Source organism: Pseudomonas farris (genome assembly GCF_019145235.1).
Lineage (GTDB): Bacteria > Pseudomonadota > Gammaproteobacteria > Pseudomonadales > Pseudomonadaceae > Aquipseudomonas > Aquipseudomonas farris.
Genome location: NZ_JAHSTV010000005.1, coordinates 52,450 through 71,646, shown reverse-complemented (window position 1 = coordinate 71,646; position 19,197 = coordinate 52,450). Strand labels below are relative to the sequence as shown.

The following is a 19,197-nucleotide window of genomic DNA, read 5'->3' as shown; positions in this document are numbered from 1 at the left end:
TTTTCACGATACTAGGCTCTCCACAGCTTTGACAAGTCGGTCCTCAGCATCGAAGTAAAAGCCGAGTTGTTGATAAATAGAAATCGCACCCTCCAGCGGCTCCTGAACCTCGATGAACCTGCCGCCGATCATTTGGGCGTACTGTTCAATGACCAATATGGCCAATGGCGCAATACGGTTCTTTAGAGGATGGACCTCTCTTGGACGTCCCTCCAATCGCACGATACGGATTCGTCGCCGGCTGTTGTTTGGGTTTGCGAAGCATAGTCCGCACAGTTCTTCATCGAACCAGATGGCGATGTCCAATGCCAATGGCTCCCTCGCTTTCCACCCAACAACCTCATTCCATGAAAAGTGTGGATCATCCCAGAGCTCACAAGCATCCAGTGCCTGCGTGTCGATCGCTTCGAAGCGTACCCTGGATAAGTCGAGGGCCGTTGGGCCGGCTAGCTCCAGTTCATGTTGCAGTTGGGCAGTACTAATACCAGCCAGCTTTCTAGCCCTTGACCGATACAACTAATACCGAAGATGAGTCCGTTCCCTGGGCATTTGATCTCTTGCATTCCATGTCCCCCATCATGGGCGATTCCATTTCTCCCAGAGTAAGCAGCACTTCCCTGGCTGTCTTTACTGGCCCTTTGTCCAAGTCATTGCAATCCATGTCACACGGTGGTTATAGTCGGCCCTCGGTGGTTTCCTGAACCACCCCTTCACCCATCAAAAAAGATCAGCCCATGCCAGCTTCCCCCATCAACTCGGTAGTCGATTCAGCGGTCAACGCTGGCGTCGTGCCGTGCGGGAATCAGCAGCCTGCGCAGATCAGTCATTACCCCCCACCTGTCAGTAGCACGCCGGTGTGCGCAGTCGTATCACCGCCAGGCGTTGGCTTCTCGGGCTGATCAGCTTTTTTCTGCTGCTCCCCTGCCTGTCTGAAAAAGCGCCTGAAAAAACTACTGAATTTCAGCTTCGGCTGAGTTGGCTTTTTGCCTGACTACAGGTGGTATTCATGTTTGTCCTTTCGAAAAAATCCGCGCTCGCGGCGGCGTCCACGAGCCTGTTCGTTTTGTTGTGGAGCAGCGGGGCGATCTTCTCCAAATGGGGCCTGGCCCATGCGTCACCCTTTGCCTTTCTGCTGGTTCGCTTCGCCATCGCCCTGTGCGGGTTGGTGCTGCTGGCACCGTTACTCAAGTTGAAACTGCCCAAGGGCGGCAAGCCGATGTTGTATGCGATGGCCACGGGCGTGGTGTTGCTGGGGGCTTATCAGATTTTCTATCTGCTGGCCCTGGACCTGAAGGTGACGCCCGGCATGATGGCAACCATCATGGGCGTGCAACCGATTCTCACCGTAGTGATCATGGAGCGGCACCGATCAATAAGCCGGATCTTCGGTCTGGCGCTAGGCTTGGCCGGGTTGATCATGGTGGTCTATCAGGGTATCGGTCTGGCCGGCATGTCTTTGGCGGGCATGCTCTTCGGTTTGCTGGCGCTGGCGAGCATGACCTTCGGCTCGATCATGCAGAAACGCATCACCGATAATCCCCTCGGCACACTGCCGGTGCAGTATCTGGCGGGGTTGTTGCTTTGCGGGATCTTCGTGCCGTTCCAGCCGTTTCACGTCGAACACAGCACAGGATTCATCGTGCCGGTGTTGTGGATGGGGTTGGTGGTATCAGTGCTGGCGACACTGCTGCTGTATCGGCTGATTGCACGAGGCAATCTGGTGAATGTCACTAGCCTGTTTTACCTGGTGCCGGCGGTGACGGCGGTCATGGACTTCCTGATTTTTGGCAACCGCCTGGCGGCATTGAGTATGCTCGGCATGCTGCTGATTATCATTGGTCTGGTGTTCGTCTTCCGTAAAACTGCTTGAGTCAAACAAGGCCCGGAGCATTGCTTCGGGCACCGTTCTCACATTGGATCTTCGTCGTGACACCGATCCATTGTGGGAGCGAGCTTGCTCGCGATGGCATTGTCAGCAGCACTACCGAGCAACTACTTCAACCGGTTTCACCACCGCCGGCTTCAACACCAACCACAACGCCACCGCTATCAACACCCCGCCATAAAGATGCGCCATCGACAACGGCTCATCCAGCAGCAGCGCCCCCCACAACACGCCGAACGGCGGGATCATGAACGTCACGGTCATGGATTTCACCGGGCCAACCGAAGTCAGCAAACGGAAGTAAATAATGTAGGCAAAGGCCGTGCATACCAAACCCAACCCCAGCAACGACAACCAGACATTCCAGCCGCCCCAGCTCGCCGGTGGCTGGCTGATCACGCTGTAGCCAAACAACGGCAGCAACAACAACGTCGCGCCGAGCATGCTGCCCAGCGCTGAAAGGCGACTGTCGAGGCCGCCGGCATGGTCGAGCCAGCGCCGGGCGAGGAACCCGGCAAAGCCATAGCAGGTGGTGGCCATCAGACACGCGAGTGCGCCCATCAGCAGTTCCAGGTTGAACGCCACTGGCCCGGCCCTGGTGAGGATGCCGACGCCGAACAGGCCGAGAAATACCCCGCCCAACTTGGCGGCGGTGAGTTTTTCATGGAAGAACAGGCCCCCGATCAATACCCCCATCAAAGGCGTGGTTGCGTTGAAAATCGCCGAGTAACCGGCCGGCAGCACTTGGGCGGCCACGGAATAGAGGGTTGCTGGAATCCCGGAGTTGATCATCCCGAGCAGCATCACCGTCTTGAGCTTGCCTTTGAAATCCCAGCTAATGCGCATCAGCCCAAGGATCACCAGCAGCCCGACGGCGGCAATCGACACGCGAAAAAAAGCTGTGGGGATTGTGCCAATCACTGGGGCAATAACGCGCATGAACAGAAAGCTCGCACCCCAAATGGCGGCAAGCGACAACATACGCAGGATATCGACGGGGTTCACAGCACTTTCCTTCCTTGATTGGCGCGCAAGTGTCGCGCCAGTCAGGGCACAAGGCAATGGTTGCGTTGCGTCACACAGGGCCACTAAGCTCAGGCTCCAACGACAAGAACAGCCGCCGAGGTTTTACCTATGCCGCAGCAATGGCCAGCCGCCGACATCGCCCGAATGATCCTCGATGGCTTTGACGATTACCGTGAGCATTTCCGTCAGATCACCGACGGCGCCCGAACCCGCTTCGAGCAGGCCCAGTGGCAGGAAACGCAAGTCGCGTCGGCGGCGCGAATCAACCTCTATGAAGAAAAGGTCGGCGAAACGGTAGGGCGCTTGCATGCGTCGTTCGCGACCGAGGTGCTGATGGACGTCAGCAACTGGCCGCTGGTCAAAAGCGCTTACATTAGCCTGATCGACCTGCGCTTCGACGATGAACTGTCCGAGACCTGGTACAACTCGATTTTCTGCGGGCTGTTCAGCCATGACCTGATCAGCGACGGCTGCATGTTTATCCACACCACGCGGCCGAGCCTGCGCCGGGCCCGGGCCGCGCAAACCCGCACCTACAAGCCGCAGGGGCAGTTGTCGGGCATGCTCACGAGCATCTTTGCCGACTACCGATTCAGCGAAGATTACGCCGATCTGGCCGGCGACCTGCGCCGCCTCGAAGCGCAATTGCGCGAGAACCTGCCGGACTGGGTCTGCAAGGACCCGGAGCTGAGCGTCGAGCTGTTTTCCTCGGTGCTTTATCGCAACAAGGGTGCGTACCTGGTGGGGCGCATTTACACCCCCGACGAGCAATGGCCGCTGGTGATTCCGCTGCTGCACCGCGAAGGCCGGGGCATCCAGATCGATGCGCTGATCACCGACGAGGCGGAAGTGTCGATCATCTTCTCCTTCACCCGATCGTACTTCATGGTCGATGTGCCGGTGCCGGCGGAATTCATCGGCTTTCTCAAGCGCATCCTGCCGGGCAAGCACATCGCCGAGCTGTATACCTCGATCGGCTTCTACAAGCATGGCAAGTCCGAGTTTTATCGGGCGCTGATCAATCACCTGGCCAACACCGACGATCAGTTCATCATGGCCCCCGGCGTGCGCGGCATGGTCATGAGCGTGTTTACCCTGCCGGGCTTCAACACAGTCTTCAAGATCATCAAGGATCGCTTCTCACCGTCGAAAAACGTCGACCGCGCCACGGTGATCGAAAAGTATCGCCTGGTGAAAAGCGTCGACCGGGTCGGGCGCATGGCCGATACCCAGGAGTTCGCCGACTTCCGTTTCCCCTTGAGCAAGTTCGAGCCGGCTTGCCTGGACGAATTGCTTGAAGTGGCCGCGTCCACGGTATCGCTGGAAGGTGATACGGTGCTGATTCGCCACTGCTGGACCGAACGTCGGATGACGCCGTTGAACCTCTATCTGGAACACGCCAACGAGGCGCAGGTTCGCGAGGCGCTGGAGGACTACGGTCTGGCGATCAAGCAACTGGCGGCGGCGAACATTTTCCCCGGCGACATGTTGCTGAAGAATTTTGGCGTCACCCGTCACGGGCGGGTGGTGTTTTACGACTACGACGAGATCTGCTTCCTGACTGAAGCCAACTTCCGCCACATCCCGCAACCGCGTACACCGGAAGACGAAATGGCCTCCGAACCGTGGTACTCGATCGGGCCACTGGATGTGTTTCCTGAAGAGTTTCCACCGTTTCTGTTTGCCGATTCGGGGCAACGAAGGTTGTTCGATCAGTTGCACGGTGAGTTGTACAACGCTGATTACTGGAAGAGTTTGCAGGAGGCTATTCGGGCGGGGAAGGTGATTGATGTGTTCCCGTATCGGCGCAAGGGTCTCGATAACGAGTAGCCCACCTGAGTGAACACACTGTGGCGAGGGAGCTTGCTCCCGCTGGGTCGCGAAGCGACCCCAAAACCATTCATCTCGGAGCTTCAGGCAAACCGCGATGACAGGATTACGACTGCTTCGCAGCCGAACGGGAGCAAGCTCCCTCGCCACAAAAGCAGGTTGCATTCGTCGCCATGCGTTCAAATCTGCGACAATCCGCCCCCTGCGCCACTAGACGACTTTTGCGTACCTGATGACTGACGAATCGCCTTCAATCGACAAACTGCTGAAAAACCTCGATCACGCCATGCTCGCCGACCGCCACCGGCTGCGGCGGCAGTTGCTTGAGCTGCGCAAGAAACCTGACGAGGCCAAACTGGCCCAGTGGGTGACGCGCACGCAGGCGTCTTGCGATCAGGTGTTGGCGCGGCGGGCCAGCCTGCCAGTGATTCGTTATGACGACAGCCTGCCGATCGCCGCCAAGCGCGACGAAATCAAAGAGGCGCTGCTCAAGCATCAGGTGCTGATCATTGCCGGCGAAACCGGGTCGGGTAAAACCACCCAGTTGCCGAAAATCTGCCTGGAAATCGGCCGCGGCCAGCACGGCTTGATCGGCCACACCCAGCCCCGTCGAATCGCCGCGCGCAGCGTGGCGAGCCGGGTCGCGGAAGAATTGGCGACGCCGTTGGGCGCGCTGGTCGGCTATCAGGTGCGGTTCGAGGATCAGAGCGATTCCAACACCCTGATCAAACTGATGACCGACGGCATCCTGCTGGCGGAAACCCAGAACGACCGCTACCTCGAACGCTACGACACGATCATCGTCGACGAAGCCCACGAACGCAGCCTGAACATCGACTTCCTGCTCGGTTACTTGAAAACCCTGCTGCCGCGTCGTCCGGACCTGAAAGTCATCATCACGTCGGCGACCATCGACCTGGAGCGTTTTTCCAAGCACTTCGACGATGCGCCAATCGTCGAAGTCTCCGGTCGCACCTTTCCGGTGGAAACCTGGTATCGCCCGCTGACCCTGGAGCAGGACGAGGAGGGTAACCGTGTCGAGGATGACCTGACGGTGGATCAGGCGATCCTCGCTACCCTCGACGAGATCGCCGCGTTCGAACGCAGTGAGCGCAAGAGCCCAGGCGACGTGTTGGTGTTCCTGCCCGGCGAGCGGGAGATTCGCGACGCCGCCGACATGCTGCGCAAGGCCCAGCTCAAACACACCGAAATTCTGCCGTTGTACGCGCGACTGTCGCCGGCCGAGCAGCAGCGGATTTTCCAGTCGCACCCTGGGCGTCGCGTGGTGCTGGCGACCAACGTCGCGGAAACCTCGCTGACGGTGCCGGGCATTCGTTACGTGATCGACAGCGGCACCGCGCGCATCAGCCGTTACAGCTACCGCGCCAAGGTCCAGCGCCTGCCCATCGAAGCGATTTCCCAGGCCAGCGCCAACCAGCGCAAAGGTCGTTGCGGGCGGGTCGAGCCGGGCATTTGCATCCGCCTCTACAGCGAAGAAGATTTCATCGGCCGCCCGGAATTTACCGACCCGGAAATCCTCCGTACCAACCTCGCAGCAGTCATTCTGCAGATGCTCCATCTGCGCCTCGGCGAGATCACCGATTTCCCGTTTATCGAGCCGCCGGACGGCAAGGCCATCAGCGACGGTTTCAACCTGCTGCAAGAACTCTCGGCAGTGGACCGCAACAGTCAACTGACGCCGCTCGGTCGCCAACTGGCGCGGTTGCCGGTGGACCCGCGCATGGGCCGCATGCTGCTGGAAGCGGCGAAACTGGGCAGCTTGCAGGAAGTGCTGATCGTCGCCAGCGCCATGTCGATTCAGGACCCGCGCGAACGTCCGCCGGAGCGTCAACAAGCGGCGGATCAGGCCCACGCCCAGTGGAAAGACGTGGACTCGGATTTCGCCGGGCTGGTCAATCTGTGGCGTGGTTTTGAAGAGCAGCGCCAGGCCCTGACCGCCAGTCCGCTGCGCAACTGGTGCCGCAAGAATTTCCTCAATTACCTGCGCCTGCGCGAGTGGCGTGACTCCCATCGTCAGTTGAGCCTGATCTGCCGCGACATGCAGTTGAGCCTCAACAAAGAGCCGGCGGATTACCCGAAACTGCACAAAGCCGTGCTCTCCGGATTGCTCAGCCAGATCGGCCAGAAAACCGAAGACGGCGATTACCTCGGTGCTCGTCAACGGCGCTTCTGGATTCACCCATCGTCGGGCCTGGGCAAGAAGCGTCCGCAATGGCTGATGACCGCCGAACTGGTGGAAACCACCAAGCTTTACGCGCGGATGGTCGCCAAGATCGACGCTGACTGGATCGAGCCGCTGGCCGGGCACCTGATCAAGAAAAACCACTTCGAACCCCACTGGGAGAAGAAGCGCGGTCAGGTCGTGGCTTTCGAGCAAATTACTCTGTTCGGGTTGATCGTGGTCGGTCGTCGGCCGGTGCATTACGGCCCAATCGATCCCGTGGTTTCTCGTGAGTTTTTCATTCGCGAAGGCCTGGTGCGCGGCGAGATTCAATCCAAAGCCAAGTGTTTGTCCGCCAATGCACAGTTGTTGGAACAGCTCGACGAACTGGAAGCCAAGGCGCGCCGCCGCGACATCCTCGCCGACGAAGAGACCTTGTTCGCCTTCTACGATGCACGACTGCCGGCAGAGATCCACCAGACCGCCACCTTCGACAGCTGGTACCGGGTCAACAGTCAGAAAGACCCACAGTTGCTGATCATGCGCGAAGAAGACGTGCTGGCCCGCGAAGCCAGTGAAGTCACCGCCGCGCATTACCCGGACACCCTGCACATCGGCGATCTGGAACTGGCGCTGAGTTATCACTTCGAGCCCAACCATCCGCGTGATGGCGTGACCTTGCGCGTGCCGGCGCCGCTGTTGCCGATGCTGCCGCCGGAACGTCTGGAATGGCTGGTGCCGGGGGTGATCGAGGCCAAGTGCATTGCGCTGGTGCGCAACCTGCCCAAGGCCCTGCGCAAGAATTTCGTGCCGGTGCCGGACTTCGTCAAAGCCGCGTTGCAGCGCATCACGTTTGCCGAGGGCTCGTTGCCTTTGGCGCTGGGCCGCGAGTTGCTGCGCATGACCGGCGCGCGGGTCAGCGATGAGGCGTGGGCCGAAGCCTCGCAGCAGGTCGAAAGCCATTTGCGGATGAACCTGGAAATCGTCGATGGCCAGGGCAAGTTCCTCGGTGAAGGCCGTGACTTGGCCGAGCTGACCGCACGCTTTGCCGAGGCCAGTCAGGCTGCGTTGGCGGTGCCGCAAACGGCGAAGAGCCAACAACCGGTGGAGCCGAAAGTCTTTGCCGCCGTGGCTGAGAAAACCCAGCAGAAAATCGCCGGGCTATCGATGACGGTGTATCCGGCGCTGGTAGAAGAGGGCGGTACGGTCAAGGAAGGTCGATTCTCGACCCCGGCCGAAGCTGAATTCCAGCATCGCCGGGCCCTGCAGCGCTTGCTGATGCAGCAACTGGCGGAACCGGCGAAGTTCCTGCGCGGCAAGTTGCCGGGGCTGACCGAGTTGGGCCTGATGTACCGCGACATGGGGCGTGTCGACAGCCTGGTGGAAGACATTCTGCTGGCCAGTCTCGACAGCTGCATTCTCGACGGTGAAGACCCATTGCCACGCGATGGTGCCGGACTGGCGTCGCTGGCTGAGCGTAAACGCGGTGGCTGGACCGAGCACGCCGAACGGTTGGCCAAGCTGACGCTGGAGATTCTCAAGCTGTGGCACGGCTTGCAAAAACGCTTCAAGGGCAAGATCGACCTGGCGCAAGCCGTGGCCTTGAACGACATCAAGCAGCAGCTCAGCCATCTGGTGTATCCGGGGTTCGTGCGTGAAACGCCAATGCCGTGGCTCAAGGAACTGCCGCGTTACCTCAAGGCTGTCGAGCAACGTTTCGAAAAACTCGGCGCTCAGGTGCAGAAAGACCGGGTCTGGAGCGGTGAATTGTCCGGGCTCTGGAGCCAATACCAGACCCGCGCCAACAAACACGCCCAGGAAGGCAAGCGCGATCCGCAGCTGGAACTCTATCGTTGGTGGCTGGAGGAATACCGGGTTTCGCTGTTCGCTCAGCAATTGGGGACCAAGGTGCCGATCTCCGACAAGCGCCTGAACAAGCAATGGAGCCAGGTCGAGCCTTGATCCTGTGGGAGCCGGTGTGGCGAGGGGGCTTGTCGGAACGCCGCATCGCCCCGTTGGGTGGCGAAGCCGCCCCAAACCTGTGGCCCCGGTGTATCAGTTATACCGAGTGCGCTGGTTTTACGACTGCTACGCAGCCGAACGGGGGCAAGCCCCCTCGCCACACCGACTCCCACACGTATGCTGTTGCTCTCGCAAAAGGCGCCAAAAGCCAGCGTTTATGGCAAACTTCGCGCCTATAAACGCCAGTCCCGCGGTTTTGAGCCTTCACGGGCCGGGCGGATCGGAATAAAGCGATGCCAGGTTTGCGTCCGGAACCTGGAATAGACCCTTTGTGTGTTGGTACGTCGGTGCCAGCGCTTTCTGCCTGAACGGATTAGAGAAACGACCATGCATAATGTCGTCATCAGCGGCACCGGCCTGTATACCCCGGCCAACAGCATTTCCAATGAAGAGCTGGTGCAGTCTTTCAACGCTTACGTCGCGCTGTTCAACGCCGACAACGCCGACGCCATCGCGCGCGGCGAAATCCAGGCATTGACCGAATCCAGCGCAGCGTTTATCGAAAAAGCGTCCGGCATCAAAAGCCGCTTTGTCATGGACAAGGACGGCATTCTCGATCCGCAACGCATGGCACCACGCCTGCCAGAACGTTCCAACGACGAGTGGTCGGTGCTTTGCCAGATGGCCATCGGTGCGGCCGAACAAGCCTTGCAGCGTGCCGGCAAGACCGCCGCTGACATCGACGGTGTGATCGTCGCCTGCTCCAACCTGCAACGCGCCTACCCGGCCATTGCCATCGAAGTTCAGGAAGCGCTGGGCATTCAGGGTTTCGGTTTCGACATGAACGTCGCCTGCTCCTCGGCGACCTTCGGCATCCAGGCTGCGGCCAACAGCGTGCAACTGGGCCAGGCCCGAGCGATCCTGATGGTCAACCCGGAAGTCTGCACCGGTCACCTGAATTTCCGCGACCGTGACAGCCACTTCATCTTCGGCGACGCCGCCACCGCGGTGATCATCGAACGTGCGGATCTCGCGACGTCCAAGTATCAGTTCGATGTAGTCAGCACCAAACTGCTGACCAAGTTCTCCAACAACATCCGCAACAACTTCGGCTTCCTCAACCGCGCCGCGGAAGAGGGCATCGGTGCCCCCGACAAACTGTTCGTCCAGGAAGGTCGCAAGGTGTTCCGCGATGTCTGCCCGATGGTCGCCGAGCTGATCGCCACGCACCTGGAAGAAAACAAGCTCAACGTCAGCGACGTGAAGCGCTTCTGGCTGCACCAGGCCAACCTCAGCATGAACCACTTGATCGTCAAGAAACTGCTGGGCCGCGAAGCCACCGAAGAAGAAGCCCCGGTGATTCTCGACACCTATGCCAACACCAGTTCTGCCGGTTCGGTGATTTCGTTTCACAAAAATCAGGACGATCTGGTCAGCGGTTCGCTGGCTGTACTCAGCTCGTTCGGCGCTGGCTACTCGATCGGTAGCGTGATTCTGCGCAAGCGCTGAAGCTGTCGCGAGGTGGTATTGTCCCAATGCCATTCTCGGTTAAGGCGCGGAACCTGTGGGAGCGGGCTTGCTCGCGAAGGCGGTGTATCAGGCAACATTCATGTCGACCGACACTCCCTCTTCGCGAGCAAGCCCGCTCCCACAATGGTGTCCGACACTGGAATATCGGTGGTTCTGAAACGAGGTTTGCATGGCCGCAGCTGACGACACCCTATTGCTCAAACGCCTGCTGGCGGGCGAGCAGAGGGCTTTCAAGGAACTGGTCAGCACTTACCAGAGCGCCATGCGCGCGGTGGCCTATGCCATCGTCGGCAACCGACACGTCGACGAGGTAGTACAGGATGCCTGGCTGTCGGTGGTGCGCAATCTCGGCGGGTTTGAGGGGCGTTCGAGCCTCAAGACCTGGCTGCTGACCATCACCGCCAACTCGGCCAAAAGCCGCTACAAGCAAAACCGCCGGGAAGTGCTGCTCGATGACCTGCCGTCGCCTCACGGCACGGTCGATGACGATCGTTTTTCATCGACTGATGGTCATTGGCTGGTGGCGCCGTACGCCTGGCATCAGGACACCCCAGAGGCCCTGTTGACCGAAAACGAGCTGCGCGAATGTCTGGAGCACACGTTGCTCAGCCTGTCGGAACTGCAAAGCAGTGTTTTGCTGTTACGCGAGCGACAAGGGCTTGAATTGGAGGAGATCTGTAATCTTCTGGAGATCTCGCTCTCCAATGTTCGTGTGCTGCTGCATCGGGCACGGTTGAAGGTCTTTGCGACCGTGGAGCATTTTGAGGAAACCGGCGAATGTTGACCTGCAAAGAACAAGTGGCGCGCTCCAGTGATTATCTCGATGGCCAGTTGAGTTTTCGAGAGCGACTGATGGTGCGGCATCATTTGATGTTCTGCCCTAATTGCCGACGGTTCATTCGGCAGATGCGGTTGATGCAGGCCACCCTGAAGGTGATGCCCGCGCCGCCTGTAGCTGATCTGGATGCGCTGGCTGAACGGCTTGCCAATGAGCATCTGAAGAACAAACCGTAGATTTTCCCGCCCGTAACATACCCCTTCAGCCGCTCTAGCTTGCGGCTTGCAGCTCATCCCTTGACGCTGCATTTTCGTTATTTCAATTCGAAGTAAAAAAGTTCCCCTGTCATAAAATCTTTATCTATCAGCAACCCGGCTGAAATACCCCGCCTCCAAGATTCCCTCCCAACACAAGTGGGCCAGACCCGCGTGTTTCCAAGCTACAGACCACCAATTAGGGGAACTCTTCGATGATCCGTAAGCACTTCGCCGGTTTTGCCGCCAGCGCACTGGCCATGGCAGTAACCGCCCAGGCTTTCGCTGGCACCGTCACCACTGACGGCGCCGATATCGTAGTCAAAACCAAGGGCGGCCTCGAAGTCGCCACTACCGATAAAGAATTCAGCTTCAAACTCGGCGGTCGCTTGCAGGCTGACTACAGCCAGTTCGATGGCGTCTACACCAGAAACGGCGATACTGCTGACGCGGCCTACATCCGTCGTGGGTTCCTGGAGCTGTCTGGTGTGCTGTACACGGATTGGGCTTACACCATCAACTACGACTTCTCCCACAACAGCGGTGATTCCGACAACGGTTACTTCGACGAAGCGTCGTTGGCCTACAACGGCTTCAAACCGGTCTCGATCAAAGTCGGTCGTTTCGACCCGGACTTCGGCCTGGAAAAAGCCACCAGCTCCAAGTGGGTCACCGCTCCAGAACGCAACATGGCGTACGACATGGTCGATTGGGCCAACAGCCACCAGAATGGTCTGGGCCTGCAAGCCTCCAGCACCTTCGCTGATTCGTTCTACGCTTCCGCCGGCGTGTTCAGCAAAGACACCGACGATACTGATGGCAACAGCGTCAAACAGGTCAACGGCCGCTTTGTATTCGCGCCGATGCATGACGCCGGCAGCGTGCTGCACTTTGGTGTGAACGTGGCGTCCCGTGATGTCTCCGACACGGCCTTCGATTCGCGTTATCGCACCCGCATGGGCATGCGTGGCGTGGAAACCCTCGGCGGCAACGATGCTGGCACCAACGGCAACCGTCCGGTGCTGGGCGGCAGTTCCTCTTCGGCTGCCGGCTCCTATGACCGTGACGACGCTTACGGCCTGGAAGCCGCATTCGCCATGGGCCCGGCCTCGATCCAGGGTGAATACATCGCCCGCAAAACCAAGGCCGATGCCAGCAACCTTGAAGACATCAAGGGGCACGGTTTCTACGTTCAGGGTGCCTACACCCTCACCGGCGAAGCCCGTGGCTATAAAGTCGGCAAGTTCGACGCGATCAAGCCAGCCAACAAGTCCATCGGCGCCTGGGAGCTGTTCTATCGTTACGACAGCCTGACCGTCGAAGACGACAACATCACCACCGCCAGTCTGACCCGCGATGTCGGCGATGCCGAAGCCCAAGTGCACACCCTGGGCGTCAACTGGTACGCCAACGAAGCCGTGAAAATCACTGGCGCCTACCTCAAGGCCAAGACGGACAACGTGACCAATGCCACGGCTGCCAGCGGTACTACCCCGGCACGTCGTACCGGTGATGACAGCGGTGACGGCTTCGTGGTCCGCGCTCAATACGTGTTCTAAATTGCAGTAAACGCTGTACGAGCTCTTTCTTCATCCGTTAATGCTCCTCTCGTTTTAACCCCGCCTTGGCGGGGTTTTTTTTGTTTCGGGTTAGGCAATCAGATAAGCGATACTCGTCCCATCTGTAGAAAATGATGGTTGGGATGCTAATGCCGCTGCAACGTCTGGAAAGTCTGTCCGAAATCGCGCCGCACACCTGGGACGCGCTGGTGCCGGAAACTCAGCCGTTTCTGCGTCATGCCTTTCTGAGCGCGCTGGAAGACAGCGGCAGCCTCGGCCCGCATTCCGGCTGGCAGCCCGAGCATCTGCTGCATGTTGAAGGCGATCGCCTGATCGCCGCGCTGCCCAGTTACCGCAAATGGCATTCCTACGGCGAGTACGTGTTCGATCATGCCTGGGCCGAAGCCTGCGAGCGTGCCGGCATCGACTACTACCCCAAGTTGTTGACGGCGGTGCCCTTCAGCCCGGTCAGCGGGCCGCGATTGCTGGCGGCGACGATCGAGGACGGTTTCGAGCTCCTGCAGAGCCTGCCGGGTTATCTGGAAATCGAAGGACTCTCCAGCGCCCATATCAACTTCACCGATCCATTCACCGACGCGGCATTGGCCGAACAGCCTGGCTGGTTGCAGCGCATTGGCTGTCAGTACCACTGGCAGAATCGCGGTTATCGGGATTTTCAGGACTTCCTCGACGCCCTCAGTTCGCGCAAGCGCAAGCAAATGCGCAAGGAGCGTGAGCAAGTGGCGGGGCAGGGCATCGACTTCGAATGGCTGGAAGGACGACAACTGGATCAGGCGCAGTGGGACTTTGTGTATGCCTGCTACGCCAATACCTACGCGGTGCGTCGGCAAGCGCCGTACCTGACGCGCGAGTTTTTCAGTCTGTTGGCCGAGCGCATGCCGGAATCGATTCGTGTGGTTTTGGCTAAACAAGGCTCTCGACCGGTGGCCATGGCCTTCAGTCTGGTCGGTGGCGACAGTTTTTATGGTCGTTACTGGGGCTGCCTGGCGGAGTTCGATCGCCTGCATTTCGAGACCTGTTTCTATCAAGGCATGGATTACGCGATTGCCAACGGCTTTCAACGTTTCGACGCTGGCGCTCAGGGCGAGCACAAGTTGATTCGTGGCTTTGAGCCGGTGATCACCCATTCCTGGCATTACCTGCGCCACCCGGGCTTGAAGTCGGCGGTGAAAGATTTCCTTGAGCGTGAGCGGGTCGGGGTCATGGGGTATGCAGAAGAAGCGAAGACAGCCTTGCCCTACCGACAAGGCTGATCTTCGCGTTATGTCCCTTGTTAGCTGTCCTCTTTACCCAGCCAGCGATAGGTCACGCCGCCGATGACGGCACCCAGAATCGGCGCCAGCCAGAACAGCCACAGTTGTTGAATTGCCCAACCGCCGACAATCAACGCCGGACCCGTACTGCGAGCCGGGTTGACCGAGGTGTTGGTGACCGGAATCGAAATCAGGTGGATCAGGGTCAGCGCCAGGCCGATGGCGATGGGCGCCAGTCCGGCCGGGGCGCGTTTGTCGGTGGAGCCGAGAATGATCAGGATGAACATGGCGGTCATCACCAGTTCACTGACAAAGCCCGCCGCCATCGAGTAGCCGCCGGGCGAGTGTTCGCCGTAGCCATTGGATGCAAGGCCGCTGGCCAGTTCGAAGCCAGGTTTGCCGCTGGCGATGAAGTACAGCAGAGCCGCTGCGATGATCCCGCCAATCACTTGGGCGATGATGTAGGCGGGCAGTTCTTTGGCGGGGAATCGTCCGCCGACCACCAGCCCGACCGAAACCGCAGGGTTGAGATGACAGCCCGAAATGTGGCCAATAGCGAAGGCCATCGTCAGCACGGTCAAACCGAATGCCAGGGACACCCCCAGCAAACCGATCCCCACCTCTGGAAACGCCGCCGCCAGGACCGCACTGCCGCACCCCCCTAACACCAACCAGAACGTCCCCACCAATTCTGTAGCCGAGCGTTTGAACAAAGACATAGCGAATTTCCCTGTCGAGATAACACTGTCGTTGTGCATCCAGCAGATGGACTACAGAACCATCTCCAGAACCTTGCCTGAGTACAGCAGGGTTTTAATGAAATTCCAGTGACCATAAAAAACCGCCAGAGCCCGTGCTCAAAGGGTTGTGGCGGTTCGCAGATCCAATGTGGGAGCGGGCTTGCTCGCGAAGGCGGTCTGTCATCCAACATTGATGTTGAATGTAATGGCCCTTTCGCGAGCAAGCCCGCTCCCACATTGAATGGTGGTGTCAGGTGATCAGTAGAGGCTATCGCGCACTCTCACCGGTGCTTCCCGGTCATACGCCTCGGCATCGAACTGTCCATCGTTCAGGCGCTTATGAAACGCCCCGGCGGTCGGCAGGGCAGAGCGTTCGAGGTGTTTCTGCGGGTTCCACAAATCCGAACGCACAATCGCTTTCGAACAGTGGAAATACGCCGCTTCCACCGTCACCAGCATCACCGTGCGCGCCGGTTTGCCGTTGACTGCAAAACTCTCCAGCAACCCGGGATCAGCGCTGATCTGCGCCGTGCCATTGACCCGCAATGTCTCGCCTATCCCTGGAATGATGAACAGCAGCGATACTCGCGAATCGAGCACGACATTGCGCAGCGTGTCGATGCGGTTGTTGCCCGGTCGATCCGGAATCGCCAGCGTGCGTTCATCGACAATCCGCACGAAACCCGGCGTATCGCCACGCGGCGAGCCGTCCATGCCGTCGGGGCCGACCGAGCTGATAATCACCAGTGGCGAGGCGCGGACCATCGCCTGATAGTCCTCGTTCAGAAACGGGATCTGCTTGCGCACGGCGCGGTCATGGGGCAGGCCGTAGATCGCTTCCAGCGCTTCGATTGAATTCAACATCGTTCATCCCTCTACGAATCAGAAAACCAGCCCCATCCGCCGCTCGTAACCGATCCGGCCTTTGTACGCTTCGCCGCTGTCGACAAAGCCATATTTGGCATACAGCGCGATGGCCGACTCATTGTCCGCATCCACCGACAACTCCAGCCCTTTGATTTCCGGCCAGGCCTGGCGCGCAACCTCGGGCAGGGCTTGCAGGCAGGCTTTGCCATAGCCTTTGCCCTGTGCGCGGCGATCGACTTGCAGGGCGTGCAGAGTGGCGCTGTGTTCATCGGCCCAGGCCGGCAGCACCGGCGGGCGCTTGAGCAGCAGGAAGGTCACCGGAACATCCTCCACCAGTAGGGCAAAGCCTTTGACGCCAGGGCCAGGCTTGGACAGCAAGGTGTGCAACGCACCATGAATGTCGCCGGAGAATCTGATTTGTTCGGCGTGGATTTCGATCGCCTCGACCTGTTGGCGCTGCAGAGCGTTCAGGCTTTCGTAAGGCACGAGTCGGGCAGTCACTGGAGTGTCCTTTTTCCAACGGAAATGAGCCTCGGATTCTAGCGAATTTGCACCCATGGATTATTTTTATTTCGGTTGTCGATTTGGCTTTTCGCCAGACGACTAAGGGTGTCTTCAACAAAAAAACACGGAGAACCATCATGAATGCTCAGACACAAATCCATAACCTGATCGAGAACTATCGCCAGGCGGTCATCGCCAAGGACGTGGAAAAGGTCATGGCCCTGTACGCCGACGACATCGTCTCCTTCGATGCCGTCAAAGCGCTGCAATTCAAGGGCAAGGCGGCCTACCGTGCGCATTGGCAGGAATGCATGGAGATGTGCCCCGGCCCGCACATTTTCGAGTTCCACGAGATCGACATCGTGCCGTCGCAGGAGATCGCTTTCGCTCACTGGCTGGCGCATTGCGGCGGCACCAATGAAAAGGGTGAAACCCAGGCCTGCTGGATGCGTGTCACCGCGTGTTACCGCCAGGAAGCGGGCCTATGGCAGATCGTCCACGAACACTGGTCGGCACCGTTCGACATGACGAGCGGCGCGGCGATGTTCAATCTGGAACCCTGATGGTCGGTCTGATTCGTCAGGCTGTTTATCGGAAAGCAACGCCAAAGCACCCATCTGCAGCCATAGTTGATCAGTTCGATCAGGGCAGAGCTCCAAGAGATGGAGAGCCCCAAAGAATGGAGAGTCCCCATGAAGTATTTATGCCTGGTCTACAGTAACGAGCACGAGTTGCACTCGCTGCCCGAAAGCCCCAATGACGCCGAGTGCATGGCTTACGCCGAGTCGATCCAGGGCAGCGGCCGGATGATCGCCGCCGAAGCGCTGGAGTCGGTGCAGACTGCGACCACCGTGCGCATGCGCAACGGCAAAATGGCGGTCACCGATGGCCCGTTCGCTGAAACCAAGGAGCAGTTGGCCGGCTTCTACCTGATCGATGCCAAGGACCTCAATGAAGCCATCCAGGTCGCCGGCAACATCCCGGCGGCCCGGGTCGGCTGTGTTGAGGTGCGGCCCGTTCGCCAGTTGAATCCCTGAATAACAATCACAACAGGAGTTCTTTCATGAGTCCGCAATCCGTCCAGCGAAAGCCGGCCAAATTCGAGCTGTCCATCAGCCGCCTGATCGATGCGCCGCGCAGCAAAATCTTCCGCGCCTGGACCGAGCCCGCGTTGCTCGCCCAATGGTGGGGGCCTCACGGCATGACCACGCCCGAGTGCGAAATGGACCTGTGGGTGGGCGGTCAGTTTCGCACCCTGATGCGGGCGCCGGATGGCTCCGAGTACCCGACCATGGGCGTGTTTCTGGAGATCGTCGCCCCGGAGCGTCTGGTGTTCACCGACGCTTTCCTTCCCGGTTGGATTCCCTCCGGCAAGCCGTTCATGACCGCCGAAGTGACGCTCGAAGACCGGAACGGCAAAACCCTCTACACCGCTCGCGCCATGCATTGGAGCGAAGAGGATCGTCAGGCGCACGAGGCCATGGGGTTTCATGACGGTTGGGGGCAAAGCCTCGATCGGCTGGAGACGCTGGTGACTGAAGGCATACCGGACTGATGCCTGGCGAGTCGGTACGGGCGCGAGTCGAGCAGGTCTACCGCGAAGACTCGCGGCGGATTCTGGCGACCCTGATCCGTCTGCTCGGCGATTTCGACCTCGCCGAAGAAGCGCTGCACGAGGCGTTCTTCGTCGCGGTCGAACGCTGGCAGCGTGACGGTGTGCCGGACAATCCGCGCACCTGGCTGGTGTCTACCGGGCGCTTCAAGGCCATCGATGTGTTACGTCGGCGTGCGCGTTTTAACGCATCCCGGCCGATGTTGATCGCTCAACTGGAAGCGCTGGAGCAGGCTGACTGGAGTGATGAAGATGTGGAAGACGATCGCTTGCGGCTGATTTTCACCTGTTGTCACCCGGCATTGGCGGCGGACGCCCAAGTGCCGCTGACCCTGCGTGAAGTCTGCGACCTGACCACTGAAGAAATCGCCCGGGCCTTTCTCGCGGCACCGGCCACCATCGCCCAGCGTATCGTGCGGGCCAAGGCCAAGATTCGAGACGCGAAAATCCCTTATCAGGTGCCCACCCTGACGGAACTGCCCGAGCGTCTCGACAGTGTGCTACGGGTGATTTACCTGGTGTTCAACGAAGGCTACTCGGCATCTATCGGCAACGAATTGACCCGCGAAGACCTGACGCGTGAAGCGATTCGTCTCGGTCGGTTGTTGATGGAATTGCTGCCCGAACCGGAAGTGATGGGGCTGCTGGCGCTGATGCTGTTGCACGAATCCCGGCGCCCAGCCAGGACTTCTCCCGACGGCGAGCTGATTGTGCTGGACGAGCAGGATCGCTCGTTGTGGGACGCCGAGCTGATTGCCGAAGGCTGTGCACTGGTGGAGCAGGCGCTGACGACGCGGCGTTTCGGGCCTTATTGCCTGCAAGCGGCGATTGCGGCGGTGCATGCCGAAGCGCCCACGGCGGCGGAAACGGACTGGCCGCAGATTGTCGGTTTGTATGATGTGCTGCTGCGGGCCGTGCCGTCACCGGTGATTGAACTGAACCGTGCAGCGGCGCTGGCCAAGCGAGATGGCCCGTTGGCCGGGTTGACGTTGATCGAAGGGATTCTGGCGCGGGGCGAGTTGCTGGATTACCACTTGGCGCACTCGGCGCGGGCAGAGTTTTACCGGCAGTTGGGGAGGGTGGATGAGGCGCGAGCGGCGTATGAACGGGCGCTGGAATTGACACAGCAAGTGCCCGAGCGGCGGTTTATCGAGGGGCGGCTCAAGGCGTTGGAGTGATCATGGATGTGTGGCG

General features: G+C 59.5%; 17 protein-coding genes. 12 read left to right on the top strand and 5 right to left on the bottom strand.

Going from position 1 to position 19,197, the window contains the following annotated elements; all coding sequences use genetic code 11:
• Positions 1–3: 3 nt before the first annotated feature.
• On the bottom strand, positions 4–306 hold the full coding sequence (locus KVG95_RS30140) for a hypothetical protein (RefSeq protein ID WP_367616746.1): 303 nt from the start codon (positions 304–306) through the stop codon (positions 4–6).
• Positions 307–1,006: 700 nt separating this feature from the next.
• Between KVG95_RS30140 and KVG95_RS11615 the strand changes: the two genes are divergently transcribed.
• On the top strand, positions 1,007–1,870 hold the full coding sequence (locus KVG95_RS11615; protein ID WP_217856564.1) for a DMT family transporter: 864 nt from the start codon (positions 1,007–1,009) through the stop codon (positions 1,868–1,870).
• Between the two features lie 111 nt (positions 1,871–1,981).
• On the opposite strand, the gene KVG95_RS11610 is transcribed toward KVG95_RS11615, so the two are convergent.
• On the bottom strand, positions 1,982–2,890 hold the full coding sequence (locus KVG95_RS11610) for a DMT family transporter (protein ID WP_052966473.1): 909 nt from the start codon (positions 2,888–2,890) through the stop codon (positions 1,982–1,984).
• 129 nt (positions 2,891–3,019) lie between these two features.
• Between KVG95_RS11610 and aceK the strand changes: the two genes are divergently transcribed.
• The 7 genes from aceK to KVG95_RS11575 all read left to right on the top strand — a co-directional run bounded on the left by aceK (position 3,020) and on the right by KVG95_RS11575 (position 14,280).
• Complete coding sequence (gene aceK / locus KVG95_RS11605) at positions 3,020–4,741, top strand: bifunctional isocitrate dehydrogenase kinase/phosphatase (RefSeq protein WP_217856563.1); 1,722 nt, start codon at positions 3,020–3,022, stop codon at positions 4,739–4,741.
• A gap of 232 nt (positions 4,742–4,973) precedes the next feature.
• Positions 4,974–8,885 (top strand): ATP-dependent RNA helicase HrpA, encoded by a 3,912-nt coding sequence (hrpA, locus tag KVG95_RS11600; RefSeq protein WP_217856562.1) that lies wholly within the window; start codon positions 4,974–4,976, stop codon positions 8,883–8,885.
• A 387-nt stretch (positions 8,886–9,272) separates the two neighbouring features.
• Positions 9,273–10,394, top strand: coding sequence for a beta-ketoacyl-ACP synthase III (locus tag KVG95_RS11595; RefSeq protein WP_052966476.1), 1,122 nt, complete (start codon positions 9,273–9,275; stop codon positions 10,392–10,394).
• Positions 10,395–10,584: 190 nt separating this feature from the next.
• Positions 10,585–11,199, top strand: a complete 615-nt coding sequence (locus KVG95_RS11590; protein ID WP_217856561.1) for an RNA polymerase sigma factor — start codon at positions 10,585–10,587, stop codon at positions 11,197–11,199.
• Positions 11,193–11,429 carry an anti-sigma factor family protein gene (locus tag KVG95_RS11585; RefSeq protein WP_217856560.1) on the top strand — a complete coding sequence of 79 codons (237 nt, stop codon included), beginning with the start codon at positions 11,193–11,195 and terminating at the stop codon, positions 11,427–11,429. Before KVG95_RS11590 ends, KVG95_RS11585 begins: the two co-directional genes overlap by 7 nt.
• 233 nt (positions 11,430–11,662) lie before the next feature.
• The gene (locus KVG95_RS11580; RefSeq protein WP_217856559.1) at positions 11,663–13,006 is read left to right on the top strand and encodes an OprO/OprP family phosphate-selective porin; all 1,344 of its coding nucleotides are present in this window, start codon (positions 11,663–11,665) and stop codon (positions 13,004–13,006) included.
• A gap of 149 nt (positions 13,007–13,155) precedes the next feature.
• Entirely contained in the window at positions 13,156–14,280 is a 1,125-nt protein-coding gene (locus tag KVG95_RS11575) for a GNAT family N-acetyltransferase (RefSeq protein WP_217856798.1), read from the top strand.
• Between the two features lie 20 nt (positions 14,281–14,300).
• Here the strand turns inward: KVG95_RS11575 and aqpZ are convergent, their stop codons facing one another.
• From aqpZ to KVG95_RS11560, 3 genes are all read right to left on the bottom strand, one after another.
• The gene (gene aqpZ / locus KVG95_RS11570; protein WP_217856558.1) at positions 14,301–14,999 is read right to left on the bottom strand and encodes an aquaporin Z; all 699 of its coding nucleotides are present in this window, start codon (positions 14,997–14,999) and stop codon (positions 14,301–14,303) included.
• 279 nt (positions 15,000–15,278) lie between these two features.
• On the bottom strand, positions 15,279–15,884 hold the full coding sequence (locus KVG95_RS11565) for a pyridoxamine 5'-phosphate oxidase family protein (RefSeq protein WP_217856557.1): 606 nt from the start codon (positions 15,882–15,884) through the stop codon (positions 15,279–15,281).
• A gap of 18 nt (positions 15,885–15,902) precedes the next feature.
• Entirely contained in the window at positions 15,903–16,388 is a 486-nt protein-coding gene (locus KVG95_RS11560) for a GNAT family N-acetyltransferase (protein WP_217856556.1), read from the bottom strand.
• 140 nt (positions 16,389–16,528) lie between these two features.
• On the opposite strand from KVG95_RS11560, the gene KVG95_RS11555 reads away from it, so the two are divergent.
• The 4 genes from KVG95_RS11555 (at position 16,529) to KVG95_RS11540 (ending at position 19,181) form a co-directional block, all read left to right on the top strand.
• A complete protein-coding gene (locus KVG95_RS11555; RefSeq protein WP_217856555.1) occupies positions 16,529–16,954 on the top strand; it encodes a YybH family protein in 426 nt (141 codons plus the stop codon).
• Between the two features lie 129 nt (positions 16,955–17,083).
• Positions 17,084–17,428 carry a YciI family protein gene (locus KVG95_RS11550; protein ID WP_052966488.1) on the top strand — a complete coding sequence of 115 codons (345 nt, stop codon included), beginning with the start codon at positions 17,084–17,086 and terminating at the stop codon, positions 17,426–17,428.
• Positions 17,429–17,454: 26 nt separating this feature from the next.
• Positions 17,455–17,946, top strand: a complete 492-nt coding sequence (locus tag KVG95_RS11545) for an SRPBCC family protein (RefSeq protein WP_217856554.1) — start codon at positions 17,455–17,457, stop codon at positions 17,944–17,946.
• Positions 17,946–19,181 carry an RNA polymerase sigma factor gene (locus KVG95_RS11540; RefSeq protein ID WP_217856553.1) on the top strand — a complete coding sequence of 412 codons (1,236 nt, stop codon included), beginning with the start codon at positions 17,946–17,948 and terminating at the stop codon, positions 19,179–19,181. Before KVG95_RS11545 ends, KVG95_RS11540 begins: the two co-directional genes overlap by 1 nt.
• Positions 19,182–19,197: the final 16 nt, after the last annotated feature.